The following is a 19,772-nucleotide window of genomic DNA, read 5'->3' on the forward strand; positions in this document are numbered from 1 at the left end:
TATTCATGTCAATTAGTCGTCTCGAGTGAGCACTTCAAGTAATTCTATATCAAAGAATAAATCAGAGTTTGCTGGAATACGATCACCCATTTGACGCTCACCATAGGCTAAATGTGCCGGTACTGATAATTGTCTTTTACCGCCAACATTCATACCGATAATACCTTGGTCCCAACCTTTAATTACTCTGCCTGTGCCAATAACACATTGAAATGCATCTGACGCATCAAATTGAGTGCCATCGGCTAAACGTCCACTGTAGCGAGTGGTAATTAATGCCCCTTTTACTGCCGCTTTACCCTTGCCGATCTCAAGGTCAGTAATAATCAATTGTTCGGTCATGCTGTTCTCATTATGACTAATTAGATAATAGTTAAACACTAAATTGGCTTTATTGTACTCCAAGATTAGCTGCTAAAAAGCGTTCTATTTCAATAAATGTAGTAAGACGGTGTTGGTTATTACTTAAGTAATGATCGCCATTTTCTAATTCGATATACTTTACTGGCTTCTGTAAATCCTTAAGCGCATCATACATTTTTTCACTTTGCTCTACGCGCACCACACGATCTTTCGTACCGTGGATTAATAACACTGGTACCTTAATACTGGCCACTTTGCTAATCGGTGATCGCTGATATAAATCGTCGTAATCATCACCAATTTGTTTTTTAACAATTTTACTATTGTCGTATCCACGCGATGATTTAACTAATTCTTCAAGGTCTGTCACGCCCGCAACACTAATAGCACATTGATACAGATCAGGTGTGATAGCAACACCCATTAATGCGGCATAACCGCCGTAACTCGCACCAACAATACACATGCGCTTAGGATCGCTAATACCTTGGCTTATCAGCCAGTGAGCACCATCCTCAATGTCGGTTTGCATCTCTAGGCCCCAGTTTTTAAGACCCGAGCTCATAAAGTTGAAGCCATAACCTGCCGAGCCACGAAAGTTCATTTGCAGTACCGCATAACCGCGGTTAGCTAAAAACTGCGCCCAATAATCAAAGGTGGTTGAGTCATAGCTAATTGGCCCGCCATGAGGAAAGATAATGGTCGGTAAGTTTTTGGCGATAGCGTCTTTTGGGGTGGTTAAAAAGGCTTCAATAGCTAAACCATCGCGAGCCTGGTAATTAACCGTTTTAGGTGTTGATAATAGCTCTGGTGGCAATTGGCTGTATCGATAAGCCACAGGGTAAAGTGCATTTTGATCTCTATTGCCAAAGTAATACGCCCCAGATTCAATTGGGCCAGTTGCATAAACGATGTAACGACGTTCATCATCACTGAACTGGGTGATGGCATTGTGTGACTCGGGTAATGCTGCCGTTAGACCATTATTTAACTTGATATAGTCTTGATCCCAGAACAGATATTCACCTTCAATGTCGGTGCTTAAACCAATCACTTTTTGCTTTAGTTCAGAATAAACTAACCAGCCTTCAATATCGTAATTTTCATTGTGAAACACCAGCTCTTTAGTCAATGTTGGGTCAGTTAAGTTGACTTTAAAGATGGCTTTTAGACCTTGATGATAGGCGCTGATATACAAGATATTAGGATCATGGTCGAAACCTATAGGCCAGATGACATCTTCTGCTAGCGCTTCGAACTCCCATAATATACGCAGATCTTCACCCGCTGCTTTTTGCTCGTAAATACGGTAGCTTGTGTCATCGCGATAAATACCAATACGCACGTTGTGCTGCCTATCGGTTAACCAGTCTCCAATATGCATACGTGCCGGTTGTAATGTCTTGATAGCGCCGGTTTTTAAACTGACTTTAATGACGCTTTCATATTGTGGTTTAGAACCTAAGCCTTGAATTTGCATTAGGATATGACCGGGATCATTGTCAAGGTAGTCAATAACCGATGCTTGTAATTGCGGTAACCCATACCCGTAAAAGCGCGATAGCGAGTGATTAGAAAAGACACTTGTGGTTTTGTTGTCGCTCAGTGTGTATTTCATTAAGCGGGTTTCGGTTGTGGGTATGCCTCGACGAATAGAAGGATATTTAGATTCGATTAAGATGACATCATCATTTGCCCAGGTTAACGATAAGATGACAAATTTTTGGTTGTCAGTCTGTAATGGGAAAATATCTTTATTGGTTTTAATGTCGCGAATAGAGAGTACTTGACCTTCAAGCTGATTAGTACTGACTCGAATGAGAGATGCTATTTTTTTTCCGTCCGGCGATAAGCTAACAAAGCGGACATCTGGGATGCTGGCGAAGGCTTCTACAGGCAGGGGCTTGGCAAAAGAGCTATGCGAAAATAGACATAAACTAACAACAAGCCATAAAATCCGTTTCATTAAAGATCCGTTTGAAGAGCGATAAAATGTTGTTAGGATGTTACATTTTTATAGCGAGGTCTTCAATATATTATACGCTCACCAGTTGATACCTGAGTTTATAATAATAGTGCCAGCCGAGTGTTACACTTCGACATAGCATGAATATCGACATCGCAGCCCAAAGGCTGTGGTTGCCCCAAGCTTGCAACAGGTACCAACTCGGAAAGTAAACTGCAAAGGTCGCGATTATCATACTATTTCGCATGGTTTGTCCTTGTGCTGCGCCAATATATACCCCATCAAATAAATAGCAGCCAAACGCCAATATAGGCATAAAAATGAGCCAGATTAAGTAATTGTTGGCAGTATCTTGCACCGCTTCTATATTGGTTAATAGCTGAATTATCCACGGCCCTGCCAACCAAAATAGTAGGCTAAATAATCCTGCCACTATTGCCGACCAGCAAAAAGCTAACACTACGCTGTCATGGAGTAAGGTTGGATTTTTTTGACCAAATGCGCGGCCCACTTCTGCTTCGGCGTAATAGGCTATGCCGTCTAATGCATAAGAGATCAGCATCAGTAAATTAAGCAGCACGGCATTAGCAGCAATAATATTGTCACCTAAGCCGGCACCATAAAAAGTCATAAAGCTAAACGCGGCTTGTAAGCATAAACTGCGAATAAAAATATCACGATTTAAGGTGAGTAAACGAGCATAACCGCGCCAAGATAAATGCGCGATAACCTGGCTAAATTTGAGTCCACCCATATCAATAAGTTGGCGTTTAACCATGACTAATGCCACTGAAAAAGCACAGATGTCAGCAATAACCGATGCCAATGCCGCGCCTTGCACATTCCATTTAAATACCATGACAAATACAATATCGAGAATAATATTGACGCTGTTGGCGATAATCAGCTGCCACATAGCCGCTTTGGGCTTTTGGCGCCCAAGCAACCAACCCAGTAGCACTAAATTGGTTAGGGCAAAAGGCAAGGACCAGATTCGAATCGACACATACTGGCGGCAATAGAGCATGACTTGCTCACTGGCATCACTGAGACTGAGCGCTAAATTGAGCAGCGGAGATTGCAGCATGACGCCAACGAAACCTAAGGTTAATGCTAAGCTGCAACCTTGTATCAGTAATTGTTGCTGAGTTGAGGTATCATTAGCCCCGAAGGCTTGTGCGACAAGTCCGGTGGTGGACATACGTAAAAAACCAAGCAACCATATCATCAAGGTGATGATGGTACTTCCCAAGGCTACGCCACCAAGATAATAAGCGTGTCCTAGGTGCCCAATCACAGCTGTATCAACTAATCCTAAGAGCGGAATAGTAATATTAGACAGGATCATGGGTGTTGCTAATGCCAATAATTGACGATTTTTTTGGCGATTTAACAGTAGTGTACTAACTGACATAGGTATGAATAATCATGGTTAAGAAAATAGCGTTATGGTTGGCATTGCTCAGTTTGAGTGTATTGCATTTAGATGCCAATGCAGTGGTTATTTTACAGTATCATCATGTGTCTGAAAACACGCCTAAAAGTACCAGTGTGACCCCCAGTCAGTTTGCTGAGCAAATGCAGTATTTAGCTGATAATGATTTTACGGTTATTTCTTTAACCGATGCTGTTGATAGTATTAAGCATAACACGACCTTAAATCATAAAAGTATTGTGATTACCTTTGATGATGGCTATGACAGCATTATTCAAAATGCGGCACCTATTTTAGCCACACACAAGTTTCCCTATACGGTATTTATTTCTGTTGCTCCGATTGAAGCAGGTTACCAAGGGATGATGAGCTGGCAAGATATTAACACTCTGTCAGAGCAAGGGGTGACAATAGCGAATCACAGTTGGGGGCATGAACATTTAATTCGTCGCCAAGGTAAAGAAACCCAAGACCAATGGCAAGCACGAGTTGAAGACAATATTCTCGCAACGGAAGCCGAGATCTTAAAACGTACTGGCCAAAGCGTAAAAATGTTTGCTTATCCTTACGGCGAATACACTAGCAAGTTAGAAGCTATTTTGACTAAACACGGCTTTGTTGGTTTTGGTCAGCAATCGGGGGCCGCTGGAGAGTATGCTTCATTAACGGCGTTACCGCGTTTCCCTGTGGCCAATGCTTACGCTGATTTGGCGAGTTTGAAGGTCAAATTTTCCAGTTTACCTATGCCTGTAACTAAGCAAAATATAAGCGACCCTCTACTTGTATCTGGCCAATGGCGACCTAAGTTAATATTAACCCTCGATACTGAAGATATTTATCCACATCAGGTGATGTGTTTTATTCAAGGGCAAGGCCCTAAAAAGCCCATTTGGTTAAGTAAAAATCGCTTATCGATTCAGGCATCATCAGATTTAGCCCCAGGACGTTCGCGTTATAATTGTACGGCACCGAGCAAAACAAAAACCGGTTATTATTGGTTTTCACAAGCGTGGATCCGCCCGCAAGATAATGGGCAGTGGCTCGAAGAATAATGTTATCTCAGTTAGTTACCGTTCTGGTTAATGAGTCTGCGCTATTGCCAGGATTTTACTATTTTCTCAAAGTCAGCAATCAGTTCTGCATTAAGAATTTGCGCTAATTGGCCGGGTTGAGGTTTTGGTTTAAATACCGCAATCTTTTCTACTCGGGGCGAAACTAATACATAAGATGCGCTATGGTCTACCTGATAATCGCTACCGTCTCCAACCATAGCGTATACAAAGCCTAAGTCACGACTGAAGGGAAACAAATCAGCGTGTTGTGCAGTGACCGCTATAAAGTCCTGATTAAAAAAATTGATGTAATCCAAACGTTTCGCTTGAGTGTCGCGTTTAGGATCTGCCGACACAAACACCACTTGTATATTCTTGGCTATTTTTTGTAGCTGTGGATAAGCCGCGGCGAGTTTATTCAAGGTAGTAGGGCATACATCAGGGCAAGCAGTGTAACCTATAAAAAATAAGCTCCATTTACCTTGTAATGATTGGTTATTGAAGGTGTTGCCGTACTGGTCTGCTAATGTAAATGGTGCTAATGCCCGCTGTTGTTCAAATACATAACTGGTTGCCAGTACCATAGGTTCTGTTTGCATCTTTTGGTAAGCAACACCTCCGCCTATGGCTAATAATATCAGCCCTAATGCTATGATTATTTTCAATATATTTCCTTTTCTAGGTTAAGTGTTTACCCAAAAATAATGGTCTACTAATAGGACAATGAATAACACCATTAAATGATAAATTGAGAATTTAAACACCTGCATCGACAGTTCTGGATAATCATGAAACTTTAACTGCCACGCTTTATAGATAAAGCCACAACTGAGTAGGGTAGAGCCGACCAAATAGATTGGACCACACATACCGACTAAAACAGGCAGTAAACAGGCAATGGCGAGTAAAATAGTGTAAAGCAAAATACAGGTTTTGGTAAATTCTACTCCGTGCGTTACGGGGAGCATTGGAATATCAACTTTGGCATATTCTTTACGGCGGTGAATCGCTAACGCCCAAAAATGCGGTGGGGTCCAAGTGAAGATAATAATCACAAGTAATAGGGCGTAACCATGCATTTCATTGGTTATCGCGGTCCAGCCAAGTAATGGTGGCATAGCGCCTGCTAATCCGCCGATAACGATATTTTGTGAAGTTGCTCGTTTAAGGTAAGCGGTATACACCAAGGCGTAGCCGATTAAACTGGCAAACGTCAGCCAAGCGGTTAGGGGATTGACTAAGGCATACAGTACCACAAAGCCTAAGGCTCCGAGAGACACCGCAAATGCAGCCGCTTTGGTTGTCGATATTTTACCTTTGGGTAAAGGTCGGTTATAAGTGCGGGCCATCAAGCCATCAATTTTGCGATCGATTAAATGATTAAATGCTGCTGCTGCCCCCGCCATCATTGCAATGCCTGCCATACCAGCAACTAAAGGTTGCAGCGGCACTATGCCCGGTACCGATAAACACATGCCAACCAATACGGTCAGTAGCATAAGTGCAACTACTTTTGGTTTGGTCATTTCAAAATAAGCGCGCCATTGTAGGGTTAATTTAGGTTGAACCTGACTAATAGTAAGAGGTTTTGTCATGGTCGATCCTCGCTTATGCTTTACGCCACAGGGCGTAATTAATAAAGACTAAGGTAAGCAGCAATAAGGCTGCACCTGCATTGTGTGATACCGCGATGCCCAAAGGTAAATTCATCACCACATTGCTAATACCCAGTCCGACTTGGGTGATTACCAATAACAGTAATAAGTAACCACTGTTTCGCATTACATGTGATTGTGCATAACGTAATTTTAGCGCTAGTAGGATCAATGTTATGGCAGTAACAACGGCCCAAACTCTATGACTGACATGAATGGTCATTCGAGTTGCATAGTCTAATACCCCAAATTCAAAACTTGGATGATCGCCCTGGAATGGTGAAAAAGCATCGGCAATACGTAAGTTATCGACCCAATTACCTTCACAAATGGGTAACGAAGTACAGGCGAGAGCCGCGTAATTTGATGAGGTCCAGCCGCCAAGTACAATTTGAATGACTAATACTCCTAGACTGACTAAAGCTAACGGAACCAGTTTGCGGGCATAAGTATCACCTCCTGGGATCCGTAATGGCTTAAGCCTAAGGTACAGCAGTAGTAACAAGGCAAATAGACTAAAACCGCCAATAAGATGTGCCATCACCACAATAGGCATTAGTTTCATTGTGACAGTCCACATGCCAAGCGCTGCTTGAAATACAATTAAGACGGCTATAAAACTGGGGAGTTTTTTCGGTGCATGAGGTTGTTTAAGGCACAATACAAGGATAGCTAATACCATTAATCCTAATGCACCGGCGATGTAGCGATGGATCATTTCAAGCCATGCTTTTTCTGGCTCTATGGTCATTTGTGGAAAATGCGTTTCGATTTTTGCTAAGTCATGGCTTGCACTGGGTACCGCTAAATGGCCATAACATCCAGGCCAATCAGGGCAACCCAGTCCGGCATCAGATAAGCGTGTGTAAGCCCCCATTAAAATGACCGCTAAGGTAAATACCAAGGTAAATTTTATCAGCCGATTAATGGTCATTAGCCCACCCTCGATAATTTAAGCATTTTGCGTAAATCAGCAATCATGGCTTTACCTTGGGCAATATTGGCGTCGTGGCCAATCACATTGTCATATTGCATCACCAGGCTGCCAAGAGGATCGACAATGATCAGCTGTTGTTCAGTCAACAATGTTGCAAGTGCATCATTGGCATTGACTTGATCAAAGCCGATATTCAATTGTTTGAGTATCTTGGTGTCGCTGTGATTATTCACCACTATGATAGGGATAACGCGATCTCTATCTTTGCCTAGTGCGATATAGCTCTGGTGTAAAATATACAGACGTTCTTGACACTGCTCGTTACACTGCTCGGGGAGAAAAAAAAGTACCTGCCAAATATGTGGTTTAGGGTTTTCCATGGCTAAGTTGGCATAACTCACTTCGGGAGTGATCAGTGCCCCCTTGTTCGTCGCCGCACCATTATAGAGTTCTAGGCTTAGCACTAACTTGGCTATTGCAACCGGTAAAATAAACACCAGCAGTAATACGATTAGCGCTTTATTGCTCTTTTTCGGTAGGGAGTTCATTCCATCTCCTCTTTATCATATTGATATTATTGTTAAGTTATTTATTCACGACGAGAGTTAACGTCGATATTGTCGATATGCTATCCAGCTCATTAATCCTAAAAATACTCCTGCCATAGTGAACCATTGCAAGGCATAACCTTGATGCTTCTGCGCCGATAATGGGATCGGCACCCAAGGTTGCGGTAAGTTATAGCGCGGGACATTTTCAGGTTGTAGCACTACAGGTATTAGCGAATGTTCTAACATGTCAGCTAATGCTGCAGTGTTGATGTTTTGAAAACGTATTGGCGCATCGGCGCGTTGTTCAGCATCTAACTGATCACTAAATGGATTGGTTTGTTTTTGATATACCCGTCCATAGAGGGTGTAGTAGCGTGTTTCTAGTGGTTCAAGTTGAGGCAATATTCGACGGTCTTTGTTGGCGGCAACAAAACCTAGTTCAACGAGTATCCAAGGCTGCTCTGGGGTTATTTCAAACACTTGGTAAGCTAAATATCCCACTTGCCCTTGATACACCTGATTGTCTAGCAGCATTATTGTGTTATTAACGGGTTTTGCCAAAATCGATAAGCGGTAACCTGTGAGCAATGCCGCCTCTGACTCAGACCCAGTGGGTAACTTTGATAAATTAACCAGTGCTAACATTGCCTCATAATTGAGTGCATGCTGTTGTTGGCGCACAAGTAATGTGCTTTGCCACTCTTGTTTAAACGCTGCCCGTGATAATTGCCATAATCCTAACTTGACCAATAAGCCAAACACGACCAAAGTAATCATTACAAATAACACCCGAGACACACCCACACTCCTAAAAGGATTGCCTGTGACAACACCTTTCATTGTTAAGTTAGTTTTAGTCTCGTTGCTTGTATTCATATTATTTAACTTAGCTAGAGCCTTATTTATTATGGTTAAAGGGCAGCATCAACAATCAATGAGTCATTATCTTGGTCGTAGAGTGTTATTTTCTGTTGTCGTGATTGTGGTGCTGCTTGTGGCCTTAGGGCTAGGCTACATTCAACCTAACCCCAGACCTTATTAGTGCTGATTTACAGCACATAAACAAAAATGAATAAGCATAGCCAAACCACATCAACGAAGTGCCAATACCAACTACCCGCTTGAAATGCGAAATGTTTGTCGGGGGTAAAGTGACCCTTGATAATTCTGAGTAATAAAATAATCAAGAACAGGGTACCAATCGTCACGTGCATACCGTGAAATCCGGTTAACAAAAAGAAGGTGTTACCGTACACTCCTGAAGACAGGGTTAGGCCCATTTCTTGATAGGCATGGCTGTATTCTTCGACCTGTAAACTGAGAAACGCAATCCCCAACATCACCGTTAACGCCAACCAGATGATCAATGGCTTACGATTGGCTTTTTCGAGATTGATGTGGGAAAAGTGCAAGGTAACCGATGAGGTTAACAGGATGATGGTGTTGATTAATGGCAAACCCGTCCATGGCATCGCCTCGGTTGCGCTACCATCAGGTGTTTTCACCAAAGGCCAAATTGCTTCAAAGGCAGGCCACAGTACCTCATGAGTCATGGCATTGTTCGATGCGCCACCAAGCCAAGGTACTGAAATCATACGTGCATAAAATAATGCGCCAAAAAAAGCCCCAAAAAACATAATCTCTGAAAAAATAAACCAGCTCATTCCTTGCCTAAATGAACGATCCATTTGTGGTGAGTAAAGTCCTGCCATTGATTCATCAATAACGGTTTTAAACCAACCAAAAATCATAAAGATAATCACGGCAAAACCAGTGATTAATATGTAACTTCCTGAGGTTTTTTCAGTGGCTAATTGTTGTACATAAGTGCCTGCGCCAAATGCAATTAAAAATAAGCCTATAGCACCGATTATCGGCCAAGCACTTTGGTTTGGCACATAATAAGTTTGATACTTTGTGGTCATTTTGCTGCTCCTTGCTCTACGACGATCGTCTGTTTATCGGTGATGTCATAGAGGGTATAAGAGAGAGTCAATGTATTAATAGACGCGGGTAAATCCGGGTCCACGTAGAAAATCAGTGGTAATTCTGCTGTTGCTGATGCGGCCAAGGGTTGTTGGTTAAAGCAAAAACATTCCGTTTTATTGAAGTACGCCGCTCCTTGTCCAGGTGATACTGAAGGGATTGCTTGGCCTACGGTGTCGTGTGCAGACAGGTTTTTAACCAAAAATTGTGCGTGAGTGAGCTCACCAGGATGCACGCTTATTTGGTTCACTTTAGGGCTAAATTCCCATGGCATATCTGACTGAACTTGGGTCACAAATTCAATGGTAACGGTACGGCTTTTATCAACCACTACCGCTTCATAGCTACTGGCGCTATTTTGGGTTTTGCCATTAATCCCCAATGTATCGCAGAGCACGTCATAAAGCGGTACCAATGCAAAACCAAACCCAAACATACCAATTGATCCAGCAATCAGCATGATTAATAACTTACGATTTGATTTTTTTGGCTGTGTCATCTCATTTTATCTCCGGCGGAGTGGTAAACGAGTGATATGGCGCTGGACTGGCAATGGTCCATTCCAAACCTTCTGCAGCTTCCCAAGGGTTATCGCCAGCCGGTTTGCCACCTTTGATACATTTGAGCACCACAGCGAGAAAAATAAACTGCGATAAACCAAATGCGAATCCACCAATCGAAACAATTTGATTCACATCGGCAAACTGTACTGCGTAGTCTGGGATTCGACGAGGCATACCCGCCAAGCCTAAAAAGTGCATTGGGAAAAACAATACGTTGACAGAGATCACTGAGCACCAAAAATGCCACTTGCCTAAGGTTTCGTTGTACATATTACCGGTCCATTTTGGCAGCCAATAATATGCCGCCGCCATAATGGAAAATATCGCCCCAGTCACCAGTACATAATGAAAATGCGCCACCACAAAGTAAGTGTCGTGATACTGAAAGTCAGCAGGGGTGATTGCCAGCATCAAACCGGAAAAGCCACCAATGGTAAACAGAATGATAAACGCCACCGCAAATAACATTGGTGTTTCAAATGTCATCGAACCGCGCCACATGGTAGCGACCCAATTAAACACCTTAACCCCAGTAGGAACCGCAATTAGCATGGTGCAATACATGAAAAACAACTCGGCGAATACCGGCATGCCTGTGGTAAACATATGATGTGCCCATACTAAGAACGACAGCACAGCAATACTGGCAGTAGCGTAAACCATAGAGGAATAGCCAAACAATTTCTTGCGGCTAAAGGTCGGTATAATGGCGGAGATAATGCCGAATGAGGGTAAAATCATGATGTAAACTTCTGGGTGACCGAAGAACCAGAAAATATGCTGGAACATCACTGGGTCACCGCCACCTGCAGCATCGAAAAAGCTGGTACCGAAAAACTTGTCGGTTAACACCATAGTCACTGCGCCTGCGAGCACTGGCATCACCGCAATTAATAAAAAGGCAGTAATTAACCAAGTCCACACAAACAAAGGCAGTTTCATCCATGTCATGCCAGGAGCGCGCAAGTTAACAATGGTTACGATAACGTTAATCGCGCCCATTATCGAGCTGATACCCATGATATGGATGGCGAATACAAATAGAGCGGTGCTATCAGGGCTATAAGTGGTTGATAGCGGTGCGTAGAATGTCCAACCAAAGTTAGGACCACCGCCTTCCATGAATAGCGAACTGAGTAATATGGTAAACGCGAACGGTAAAATCCAAAAGCTCCAATTATTCATCCGCGGTAAAGCCATGTCTGGTGCACCGATCATCATCGGAATTAACCAGTTAGCTAATCCGGTAAAAGCTGGCATCACTGCGCCAAATACCATGATAAGACCATGAACCGTGGTCATTTGATTAAAAAAGTTAGGTTCTACTAGCTGTAATCCAGGCTGAAATAACTCTGCCCGAATGACCATTGCCATGGCGCCACCAGTGAGAAACATAATAAAACTAAACCATAAGTACAGCGAACCGATATCTTTATGATTAGTTGTGAGTAGCCAGCGCATGAGCCCTTTCGGCGCTCCGTGATGATGATCATCATGAGCGGTAGCTAGTGTATCGTGCGTTGTTGTGCTCATTGTCTTCCCCTACTGTCCATGGCTAGCGACATCGGCAGGTTGCACCGCCTCGCCAGAATTATTGCCCCACGCATTGCGCTCATAAGTAATCACCGCAGCCATCTTTTGTGGGCTAAGTTGACTACTAAATGCCTGCATCGCGGTGCCTGGTTTACCGTGCATAACGATATCGATATGTCCGCTAACCGGTCCGGTAACCACAGGGCTGCCAATAAGTGAAGGGAAAGCGCCTGGCAAACCAGCACCAGTGGCTTGATGACATGCGGCGCAAGTGGTGGCATAAACCTGCTCACCTTCTGTGATTAATTGCTCCAAGGTTAAGGTGGGCAGATCTTCAACGGCAACAACCTCTGGCGTTACAGCCTTTACGACGGTTTCAAGAGCCTGAGTCGCTTTTTCTGTCGCAGTATTGGTACTCTCAGTTGCTGTTGCGGCCATTGTGCTTTCAGTCTTATTTGCTTCAGTACTTGCTTCAGTACTTGCTTCATTGCCGCCAGAGAAATTACTCACATCAGCAGCTTGAACAACATCACCGGTATTATTGCCCCAAGCATTACGCTCAAAGGTAATCACTGCGGCAATCTCTTGGGCGGTAAGTTGCTTGGCAAAGGCTTGCATTGCGGTTCCTGGTTTACCGTTTAAGACGATGTTGAGGTGACCTGCAATAGGGCCTTTTATGATAGGACTGCCAATTAGTGATGGGAATACGCCTGGAAGGCCGGCACCATTAGGTTGGTGACAAGCGGCGCAACGAGCAAGATAGATCTGTTCACCTTGGGTGGTTAACTCTTCAAGAGATAAGGTTTGTGACAGTGATGCTGCTGCCGCAGCAGCGGCATTACTGGCCAGTTGCTTTTGCTCTACTAACCAGTTATCAAAATCTGTCTCTGATAATGCTTGCACCACAATGGGCATAAATCCATGGTCTTTACCGCACAATTCGGCACATTGGCCACGATAAATTCCGGGCTTATCAATGCGGGTCCATGCTTCATTAATAAAGCCTGGATTGGCATCTTTTTTAACCGCAAAAGCCGGAACCCACCATGAGTGGATCACATCATCTGATGTCATTAAAAAACGCACTTTTTGGTTAATGGGCAGTACGAGTGGTTTATCGACTTCAAGAAGATAATGCTCTCCTTTAGCCTCTATGCCATCGATTTGATCTCTGGGGGTCGATAATGTGCTGTAAAATTCGATGTCTTTATCAAAATAGCTGTAATGCCATTTCCACTGCGACCCAGTAATTTTGATGGTGAGATCCGCATTGCTGGGGTCTTCCATGGCAATTAAGGTTTTAGTGGCTGGAATAGCCATGGCGATTAAGATGATGAAAGGAATGACGGTCCAAGCTATTTCCACTTTAGTACTTTCGTGAAAATTTGCCGCAACAGCGCCTTTTGATTTGCGATGGTAAATCATTGAATAAATCATGATCCCAAACACCACTAACCCAATGGCACAACAGATATAAAGTATCGTCATGTGGAGGCCATAAACCTTACCACTGATATCTGTCACGCCTTGAGTCATGTTGAGGGACATTTCTGATGCCCCAAGCGGAAGTGCTATAAACACCACCAGTAAACAATACCACCATTGCTTCACAAGACTGCTCCTCTGTTCATTGCAAATAGCAATTACAAAGAAAAGTCACACAGTAATTCTCTGCTCTATGCAAACTTTTCGGTTCCCGAAAAAAGTTTGATGACCTCAAAGTACCTTGGTGGCAGTAAACAGGTTGTTTACGGTTTTATTATTAGCGGTGCACCACGCTTGTACCTACTACTGAACTTATCAATATTGAGTTGGCTCATTTGTCTGAAAGTAATCTTAATCACTGTCATTCATGTCCAATTAAAGATGAATAATATTTCATCCTTGGGAACAACATTAGCTGTAGATTAAACATTGATCAAGATCACTTTGTTGGCTAATTGACTGAAAAAAGATGAAAAAAAAGCCCTGAATTCAATACAGGGCTTGGTAAGTAAGGGTTAATGCTTAGTGAAATGAGCAAAAATTACTTGTTCCATTTATTAATGTAGGGCTAACAAGTTGATGTTTGTGAGGTAAGTGAGCATTCACATCCTCAATTACCACACCTAAAGCCCGTGCACTTTTAGCCACAATTTCTAATCGACGACTATCACGAGCGTCAAGTGAGCTTGTCCAAGTGACGACAGCACTTGATGTTCCACTGGTAAGCGCTTTTTCCATCGCCCATAAGGTTTCGACTTCGTCTTTAGTGTGCACCAGTAAAATACGGTCCATTCTCACGCCAGCATTTGCCAGCATATGTTTATAGCCAATGTGTGGTGGGCTAATTAACACAATCCATCGACCTTGTTGGCTCAATGTGGCGAGTTGACTACACAACTGGCTCAACTCAGCTTCACCTTGGGTGACTGTTTGTAATGTGCGAATGGTTTGGTTGCCATGCAATTCTGTTTCAGCTAAATCTACCCATAAGCCTGGGTGACGTGGCGCGATGCCCATTAGTTTGTTCATAACCAATCTCCATTACGGATAACGCCAACGGCAAGCCCTTCGATGGTTAGGCTTTGGCAACTTAAATCAACTTTAATCGGGGTGTAATCGTCATTTTCTGCGTGCAGATAAATCACATTACCTTTTTGTTCAAATCGTTTTACGGTGACGTCATCATCAACACGCGCTACTACAACTTGGCCATTACGTGCTTGTTGCATTTTATGAACCGCGAGTAAATCGCCTTCTAAAATACCGATGTTCTTCATGCTGTCACCACGAACGCGCAACAGAAAGTCTGCGGCAGGTTTAAACATGCTCGGGTCGACTTGATAATACTGTTCAACGTGCTCTTGAGCCAAAATAGGCTCACCAGCTGCAACTTGTCCAATCAGAGGCAAACCGGTTTCAATCTGTTCTTCATGAGGTAAGCGAATACCTCGAGAGGTTCCAGGCATGATCTCGATAAAGCCTTTTTTGGCTAATGCTTTTAAATGCTCTTCGGCAGCATTAGCACTTTTAAAGCCAAGACGTTTCGCAATTTCAGCACGAGTGGGTGGCATACCTGTTTCGGCGATATTGTTTTTAATTAAGTCTAATATTTCTGCTTGGCGCGGCGTTAACGGTCTCATGATGATTCCTGTCTTTTTATACAGTGACTGTCATTATATACAGTGTTTGTGTTCGTGCAAGTATTAACCAACTATTTTTTGTGTTTTATTGGTTTTTTGTAACTTAAATTGATGTTTTTATTAGTTATTATATATTTTTTATCTTGCACTATGCCTTAAAGTGAGAGCTTACGCGTAAAGATAAGTCGGCCAGATAGTGTAAGCAGGGTGGTTTCTGGTATCCTATACGATAATATTACAATGGCTTATGTTGCGAAAATAACCATGTCAAAACCAGATTCAATATTTTTACAAGCATTAAAATGGGTTCAGAAATGGATGGTACAGACCATTGTGGTGCCCCATGATCCGTTTGATGACCTCAATATAGATCCGACCAAGCCCTTGGTTTATTTGATGAAAACGGAATCTATTAGTGATATTGCCGCCTTGAGCGAAATCACTGAAGGATTTGGTATGCCAAGTCCTTATGAGCCGTTACAGCTTGATGGTTTAAGAGTGCCTCGAGTGGTGTGTTTAGAGGGGCGTAAACCTCTATTTGGTAAACGTGAAAGTGGTGAGAAGTTCCTTAATTATTTTACCCGTTTATTATCGCTTCATAGTGAGAATGCTGACCTTGATATTCAATTAGTGCCAGTTTGTCTTTATTGGGGACGTACTCCTGGTAAGGAAGAAGACAGCATGACAGCGGCTGTTTTTGAAAGAGAAAACCCAACTTGGTTACGTAAGTGGCTGATGATTTTATTTTTAGGGCGACATAATTTTGTGCAGTTTTCTAATGCGTTATCGCTGCGCCATATGGCGGATGAGCACGGTACAGATAAAAGAATTGCGCATAAATTAACCCGTGTCGCGCGAGTGCATTTCCGTCGCCAACGTAAAGTTATGACAGGGCCACAATTACCTAATCGTCAAATGCTATTTGCCTCTTTATTAAAGTCAGATTCAATTAAAAAGGCTATTGAAGAAGAAGCGGTCAACAAAAAAGTATCTCCTGAAAAAGCCCGTGAAACTGCGATTGAATACCTCGATGAAATTGCCGCAGACTATTCAGATAGTTTAGTGCGCATTGCCGAGCGTTTTCTCACTTGGTTATGGAATAAATTATATAGCGGTATCAATATCAAAGGTGCTGAACAGGTAAGACAGCTTCACCATGATGGCCATGAAATTGTCTACGTACCTTGTCATCGCAGCCATATGGATTACTTGTTGCTGTCATACATTTTGTATTATCAGGGTATGGTTCCGCCGCATATTGCGGCCGGTATTAACTTGAACTTTTGGCCAGCAGGGCCAATGTTCCGCCGTGGTGGAGCATTCTTCATCCGCCGCAGCTTTAATGGTAATAAACTGTATACCGCAGTATTTCGTGAGTATTTAGATCAGTTATTTGCTAAAGGTTATTCGGTTGAGTATTTCACCGAAGGTGGGCGTTCGCGTACAGGGCGTTTACTTGCGCCTAAAACCGGCATGTTGGCAATGACCATAAACAGTGTACTACGCGGCATAGAGCGCCCAGTGACGTTAGTGCCAGTATATTTAGGTTATGATCATGTGATGGAAGTGGCCACTTACCACAAAGAATTAAGCGGCAAGAAAAAGAAAAAAGAATCTGTTTGGCAGTTATTTGGTGCGCTGCGTAAACTCGGCAATTTTGGCCAAGGTTATGTTAATTTTGGTGAGCCGATTAACTTACAGCACTTCTTAAATCAACAAGCGCCAGAATGGCGTAGCGAACTGGCGAAAGAGCCTGATCAAAAACCATCGTGGTTTACTCCATCGGTTAATTTACTCGCTAACCGCGTGATGACCAATATTAACGGTGCTGCCGCCGCGAGCTCGGTAACATTAACCAGTTTAGTGTTATTAGCCTCAGAGCAAAATGCATTAGAAAGAAGTCAGTTAGAACGCCAACTTGATCTGTATTTAGCCTTATTGAAAACCGTACCTTATACCGATTACGCATCGGTCGCCGAGGGTGATGGTAAGTCGATTGTTGATCATTGTTTGTCGTTAAATAAGTTTGTTAGTACCAAAGATTCTATTGGTGAGATTATTTCTGTTGATGAAAAAATTGCCATCACCATGAGTTATTACCGTAATAATATTATTCATTTAATGGCGATACCGTCATTAATTGCCAGTTGTTTATTGCGCTATGATGACTGCGATCGCGCGCGCATTCATGCCATCGTGATGGATTTTTATCCATTGTTGAAAGCAGAGTTATTTATGGGCATTGATGATGTGCCTAAATATGTTGATGGCGTTTTAGACTTTATGCTTGAGCAAGGTTTGTTGAGCGACAATGATAACTTTGTCATCACGCCTCGTCATATTACCCAAGTATTACTTCTGGCTGAAACGATCAGTGAGACCTTGCAGCGTTATGCCATTATCTTTAATTTACTGGCGATAAAGCCTGAGCTTGAACGTTCTGCTCTTGAAACCGACAGTCACTTGTTGGCCCAACGACTAGGCGCACTTCACGGGATTACCGCTCCAGAGTTTTATGACAAAAAACTGTATAACACCTTGAGTGTTAAGTTAAAAGAACTAGGTTACTTATGCAGTGTTGAACATCGTGACGAAGTGATCAGAATTCGAGATCATGCCAACAAGTTACTGAGTTCGTCAGTGAAACAAACCATAGTAGACAGTGTGGATGCGGAGCACGGACAATAATGGCAAACCATATGAATGCGGCCAAGCATCGCACTAGTGGTAAGTCAGTATTGGGTGGGGCGATGATCATTGCTGGCACTACAGTGGGTGCGGGAATGTTTTCCTTGCCAGTTGTTGGTGCAGGGATGTGGTTTGGTTACTCAATAGCGATGTTGCTCGGCGTCTGGTTTTGCATGCTAATGTCGGGTTTGCTGTTATTAGAAGCTAACTTGCATTTTGAACCCGGTGACAGTTTCGATACCTTAACTCGAGTAACCCTAGGGCAGTTTTGGCGAGTCATTAACGGCGTCTCTATAGCCTTTGTGTTGTACATTTTAACTTATGCCTATATCAGTGGTGGCGGATCGATTGTTAATCACAGTTTATCGGCATTGGGTGTCAGTCTACCTCAGAGTGTGGCAGGGTTAGTGTTTGCCGTGGTGCTGGCGCTAGTGGTATTTGTCAGTACTAAAGCGGTTGATCGCATTACCACCATCATGCTTGGTGGCATGGTCATTACCTTCTTCTTGGCCATTGGTAATTTATTGATCGATATCGATACCGTGAAACTGGTATCACCCGATGGTGAGTCGCGTTACTTACCTTATCTGCTCGCTGCGATTCCTTTTGGCTTAGCCAGTTTTGGTTATCACGGTAACGTACCCAGTTTAGTTAAATATTACGGTAAAGATGCTAAAACCATTGTTAAGGCTATCATTAGCGGAACCACAATCGCATTAGTGATTTATGTGTGTTGGTTAGTGGCAACTATGGGTAATATTCAGCGCAGCCAGTTTGCCGATGTTATTGCCCAAGGCGGTAATATTGGGGTGTTAGTTGCAGCGTTGTCAGGGGTTATTGCCAGCCAATGGCTTGATAGCATGTTGACCCTGTTTGCCAATCTTGCCGTGGCATCATCATTTTTAGGTGTCACATTAGGTCTGTTTGACTACCTTGCTGATCTATTTGGTTTTGATGATTCGCGCACCGGACGGATTAAAACTGCAGCGGTTACGTTTATCCCGCCAACAATATTGGGCTTGCTGTTTCCGAATGGGTTTATCCTCGCCATTGGTTTTGCTGCACTTGCAGCCACCATATGGGCTGTGATTGTTCCAGCTTTGCTGGCTTATAAGGTGAGGCAGCAGTATCCCGATTATGTTGGCTTTAAGGTGCCAGGCGGAACGCCACTGATTGTGCTTGTGGTGTTGTTTGGGATAGTGACCGCAACATGTCACTTACTGGCAATGGCAGATATCTTACCGGTATTTAAATAACCGCAACTTGTTACAATCGAATTATAATTATTCAGAAAGCCTTCGTTTGAAGGCTTTTTTGTTTGTGACTATTCTGGCTGATGTTTAACAACCAATGGTATGTTGGTCAATAAGCTATTTGCTGGCATGATAGCAATAACCATATCCTCAATTGGATGGTTTATGTTGCCGTTGATGACGCTGATACTTCAATTGCAAAGCGCTATTTTGGGCATAATCGTGGTATCTGTAATAGATACTCATTAAGTGTATTTAGGCAAGGATGAGCAAATGACACAGAATAACACCCAAGCCGAGTTGGCTAGAATTCATCGCAGTATGATGATAGTCGCCTTAATTGATTTCCCTGGAGCACTGTTGTTTGGTCTAGGCATTTACGGTTTAGTTGCCGGATTTGACCAAGATTTTTTACCTATACTCGCTAACCAAGCTGTCATTGTTAATGTCATGTTGCTTTTAGGTGCTGTGATTATGGCGTGGGGCATGTTTCGCATGGTAATGCTTGCTCGTGAAAAGCAACTCTTATTACAACAACGTAAGTGAGATATTGATTAACTTAGCTTATTTTGTTCGGTTAAGTTTGATTGATCACATGATTTAATTGCTACTCACTACCTGCTGCAAGTGTGCTACAGGATAGCGAATGTCGCGATTACAAAGGT

The 19,772-nt window shown here is 42.9% G+C and carries 19 protein-coding genes; 5 read left to right on the top strand and 14 right to left on the bottom strand.

The genetic code is table 11. From position 1 onward, the window contains the following. Window positions 1-12: 12 nt before the first annotated feature. The 3 genes from H5123_RS08450 to dinF all read right to left on the bottom strand — a co-directional run bounded on the left by H5123_RS08450 (window position 13) and on the right by dinF (window position 3,743). Window positions 13-342, bottom strand: coding sequence for an FKBP-type peptidyl-prolyl cis-trans isomerase (locus H5123_RS08450; protein WP_124018259.1), 330 nt, complete (start codon window positions 340-342; stop codon window positions 13-15). Between the two features lie 49 nt (window positions 343-391). Then, window positions 392-2,329 (bottom strand): S9 family peptidase, encoded by a 1,938-nt coding sequence (locus H5123_RS08455; RefSeq protein ID WP_182697681.1) that lies wholly within the window; start codon window positions 2,327-2,329, stop codon window positions 392-394. A gap of 70 nt (window positions 2,330-2,399) precedes the next feature. Continuing rightward, a complete protein-coding gene (gene dinF / locus H5123_RS08460; protein WP_182697682.1) occupies window positions 2,400-3,743 on the bottom strand; it encodes an MATE family efflux transporter DinF in 1,344 nt (447 codons plus the stop codon). A 14-nt stretch (window positions 3,744-3,757) separates the two neighbouring features. Between dinF and H5123_RS08465 the strand changes: the two genes are divergently transcribed. Then, window positions 3,758-4,816, top strand: a complete 1,059-nt coding sequence (locus tag H5123_RS08465) for a polysaccharide deacetylase family protein (RefSeq protein ID WP_182697683.1) — start codon at window positions 3,758-3,760, stop codon at window positions 4,814-4,816. A gap of 41 nt (window positions 4,817-4,857) precedes the next feature. Here the strand turns inward: H5123_RS08465 and H5123_RS08470 are convergent, their stop codons facing one another. The 5 genes from H5123_RS08470 to H5123_RS08490 are packed head-to-tail and all read right to left on the bottom strand — an operon-like array spanning window position 4,858 to window position 8,757. Continuing rightward, entirely contained in the window at window positions 4,858-5,484 is a 627-nt protein-coding gene (locus H5123_RS08470) for an SCO family protein (protein ID WP_182697801.1), read from the bottom strand. A 15-nt stretch (window positions 5,485-5,499) separates the two neighbouring features. Further along, window positions 5,500-6,411, bottom strand: coding sequence for a heme o synthase (cyoE, locus tag H5123_RS08475; RefSeq protein ID WP_124018264.1), 912 nt, complete (start codon window positions 6,409-6,411; stop codon window positions 5,500-5,502). A gap of 13 nt (window positions 6,412-6,424) precedes the next feature. Continuing rightward, a complete protein-coding gene (locus tag H5123_RS08480) occupies window positions 6,425-7,405 on the bottom strand; it encodes a heme A synthase (RefSeq protein WP_124018265.1) in 981 nt (326 codons plus the stop codon). Continuing rightward, window positions 7,405-7,956, bottom strand: a complete 552-nt coding sequence (locus H5123_RS08485) for a hypothetical protein (protein WP_124018266.1) — start codon at window positions 7,954-7,956, stop codon at window positions 7,405-7,407. Before H5123_RS08485 ends, H5123_RS08480 begins: the two co-directional genes overlap by 1 nt. Window positions 7,957-8,013: 57 nt before the next feature. After that, window positions 8,014-8,757, bottom strand: coding sequence for an SURF1 family protein (locus H5123_RS08490; RefSeq protein ID WP_310736134.1), 744 nt, complete (start codon window positions 8,755-8,757; stop codon window positions 8,014-8,016). 25 nt (window positions 8,758-8,782) lie between these two features. On the opposite strand from H5123_RS08490, the gene H5123_RS08495 reads away from it, so the two are divergent. Then, a complete protein-coding gene (locus H5123_RS08495) occupies window positions 8,783-9,001 on the top strand; it encodes a DUF2909 family protein (protein WP_124018268.1) in 219 nt (72 codons plus the stop codon). A 7-nt stretch (window positions 9,002-9,008) separates the two neighbouring features. On the opposite strand, the gene H5123_RS08500 is transcribed toward H5123_RS08495, so the two are convergent. From H5123_RS08500 to lexA, 6 genes are all read right to left on the bottom strand, one after another. Beyond that, window positions 9,009-9,884: a cytochrome c oxidase subunit 3 gene (locus H5123_RS08500; RefSeq protein ID WP_124018269.1), complete on the bottom strand. Its 876-nt coding sequence runs from the start codon at window positions 9,882-9,884 to the stop codon at window positions 9,009-9,011. After that, window positions 9,881-10,444, bottom strand: coding sequence for a cytochrome c oxidase assembly protein (locus H5123_RS08505; protein ID WP_182697685.1), 564 nt, complete (start codon window positions 10,442-10,444; stop codon window positions 9,881-9,883). Before H5123_RS08505 ends, H5123_RS08500 begins: the two co-directional genes overlap by 4 nt. 1 nt (window position 10,445) lies before the next feature. Further along, a complete protein-coding gene (gene ctaD / locus H5123_RS08510; RefSeq protein WP_124018271.1) occupies window positions 10,446-12,041 on the bottom strand; it encodes a cytochrome c oxidase subunit I in 1,596 nt (531 codons plus the stop codon). A gap of 9 nt (window positions 12,042-12,050) precedes the next feature. After that, window positions 12,051-13,652: a cytochrome c oxidase subunit II gene (gene coxB, locus H5123_RS08515; RefSeq protein ID WP_182697686.1), complete on the bottom strand. Its 1,602-nt coding sequence runs from the start codon at window positions 13,650-13,652 to the stop codon at window positions 12,051-12,053. A 396-nt stretch (window positions 13,653-14,048) separates the two neighbouring features. Then, entirely contained in the window at window positions 14,049-14,555 is a 507-nt protein-coding gene (locus tag H5123_RS08520) for a cell division inhibitor SulA (RefSeq protein ID WP_124018273.1), read from the bottom strand. Beyond that, window positions 14,552-15,166, bottom strand: coding sequence for a transcriptional repressor LexA (gene lexA, locus H5123_RS08525; RefSeq protein WP_124018274.1), 615 nt, complete (start codon window positions 15,164-15,166; stop codon window positions 14,552-14,554). Before lexA ends, H5123_RS08520 begins: the two co-directional genes overlap by 4 nt. A 264-nt stretch (window positions 15,167-15,430) precedes the next feature. On the opposite strand from lexA, the gene plsB reads away from it, so the two are divergent. The 3 genes from plsB to H5123_RS08540 all read left to right on the top strand — a co-directional run bounded on the left by plsB (window position 15,431) and on the right by H5123_RS08540 (window position 19,653). After that, window positions 15,431-17,854 (top strand): glycerol-3-phosphate 1-O-acyltransferase PlsB, encoded by a 2,424-nt coding sequence (gene plsB / locus H5123_RS08530; RefSeq protein ID WP_124018275.1) that lies wholly within the window; start codon window positions 15,431-15,433, stop codon window positions 17,852-17,854. Beyond that, window positions 17,854-19,110, top strand: coding sequence for a tryptophan permease (gene mtr, locus H5123_RS08535; RefSeq protein WP_124018276.1), 1,257 nt, complete (start codon window positions 17,854-17,856; stop codon window positions 19,108-19,110). Before plsB ends, mtr begins: the two co-directional genes overlap by 1 nt. 270 nt (window positions 19,111-19,380) lie before the next feature. Further along, on the top strand, window positions 19,381-19,653 hold the full coding sequence (locus tag H5123_RS08540; RefSeq protein ID WP_182697687.1) for a hypothetical protein: 273 nt from the start codon (window positions 19,381-19,383) through the stop codon (window positions 19,651-19,653). The last annotated feature ends 119 nt before the right edge of the window (window positions 19,654-19,772 follow it).

Origin of the sequence: Shewanella sp. SR43-4 (genome assembly GCF_014163845.1) — a bacterium.
Classification (GTDB): domain Bacteria; phylum Pseudomonadota; class Gammaproteobacteria; order Enterobacterales; family Shewanellaceae; genus Shewanella; species Shewanella vesiculosa.

Bases quoted from the DNA above. Each gene is read 5' to 3' on its own strand.
- H5123_RS08505 (WP_182697685.1), bottom strand. From the start codon at position 10,444: ATGACACAGCCAAAAAAATCAAATCGTAAGTTATTAATCATGCTGATT.
- dinF (WP_182697682.1), bottom strand. From the start codon at position 3,743: ATGTCAGTTAGTACACTACTGTTAAATCGCCAAAAAAATCGTCAATTA.
- H5123_RS08450 (WP_124018259.1), bottom strand. From the start codon at position 342: ATGACCGAACAATTGATTATTACTGACCTTGAGATCGGCAAGGGTAAA.
- cyoE (WP_124018264.1), bottom strand. From the start codon at position 6,411: ATGACAAAACCTCTTACTATTAGTCAGGTTCAACCTAAATTAACCCTA.
- H5123_RS08520 (WP_124018273.1), bottom strand. From the start codon at position 14,555: ATGAACAAACTAATGGGCATCGCGCCACGTCACCCAGGCTTATGGGTA.
- H5123_RS08480 (WP_124018265.1), bottom strand. From the start codon at position 7,405: ATGACCATTAATCGGCTGATAAAATTTACCTTGGTATTTACCTTAGCG.
- lexA (WP_124018274.1), bottom strand. From the start codon at position 15,166: ATGAGACCGTTAACGCCGCGCCAAGCAGAAATATTAGACTTAATTAAA.
- plsB (WP_124018275.1), top strand. From the start codon at position 15,431: ATGTCAAAACCAGATTCAATATTTTTACAAGCATTAAAATGGGTTCAG.
- H5123_RS08485 (WP_124018266.1), bottom strand. From the start codon at position 7,956: ATGAACTCCCTACCGAAAAAGAGCAATAAAGCGCTAATCGTATTACTG.
- ctaD (WP_124018271.1), bottom strand. From the start codon at position 12,041: ATGAGCACAACAACGCACGATACACTAGCTACCGCTCATGATGATCAT.
- H5123_RS08465 (WP_182697683.1), top strand. From the start codon at position 3,758: ATGGTTAAGAAAATAGCGTTATGGTTGGCATTGCTCAGTTTGAGTGTA.
- H5123_RS08540 (WP_182697687.1), top strand. From the start codon at position 19,381: ATGACACAGAATAACACCCAAGCCGAGTTGGCTAGAATTCATCGCAGT.
- mtr (WP_124018276.1), top strand. From the start codon at position 17,854: ATGGCAAACCATATGAATGCGGCCAAGCATCGCACTAGTGGTAAGTCA.
- H5123_RS08500 (WP_124018269.1), bottom strand. From the start codon at position 9,884: ATGACCACAAAGTATCAAACTTATTATGTGCCAAACCAAAGTGCTTGG.
- H5123_RS08455 (WP_182697681.1), bottom strand. From the start codon at position 2,329: ATGAAACGGATTTTATGGCTTGTTGTTAGTTTATGTCTATTTTCGCAT.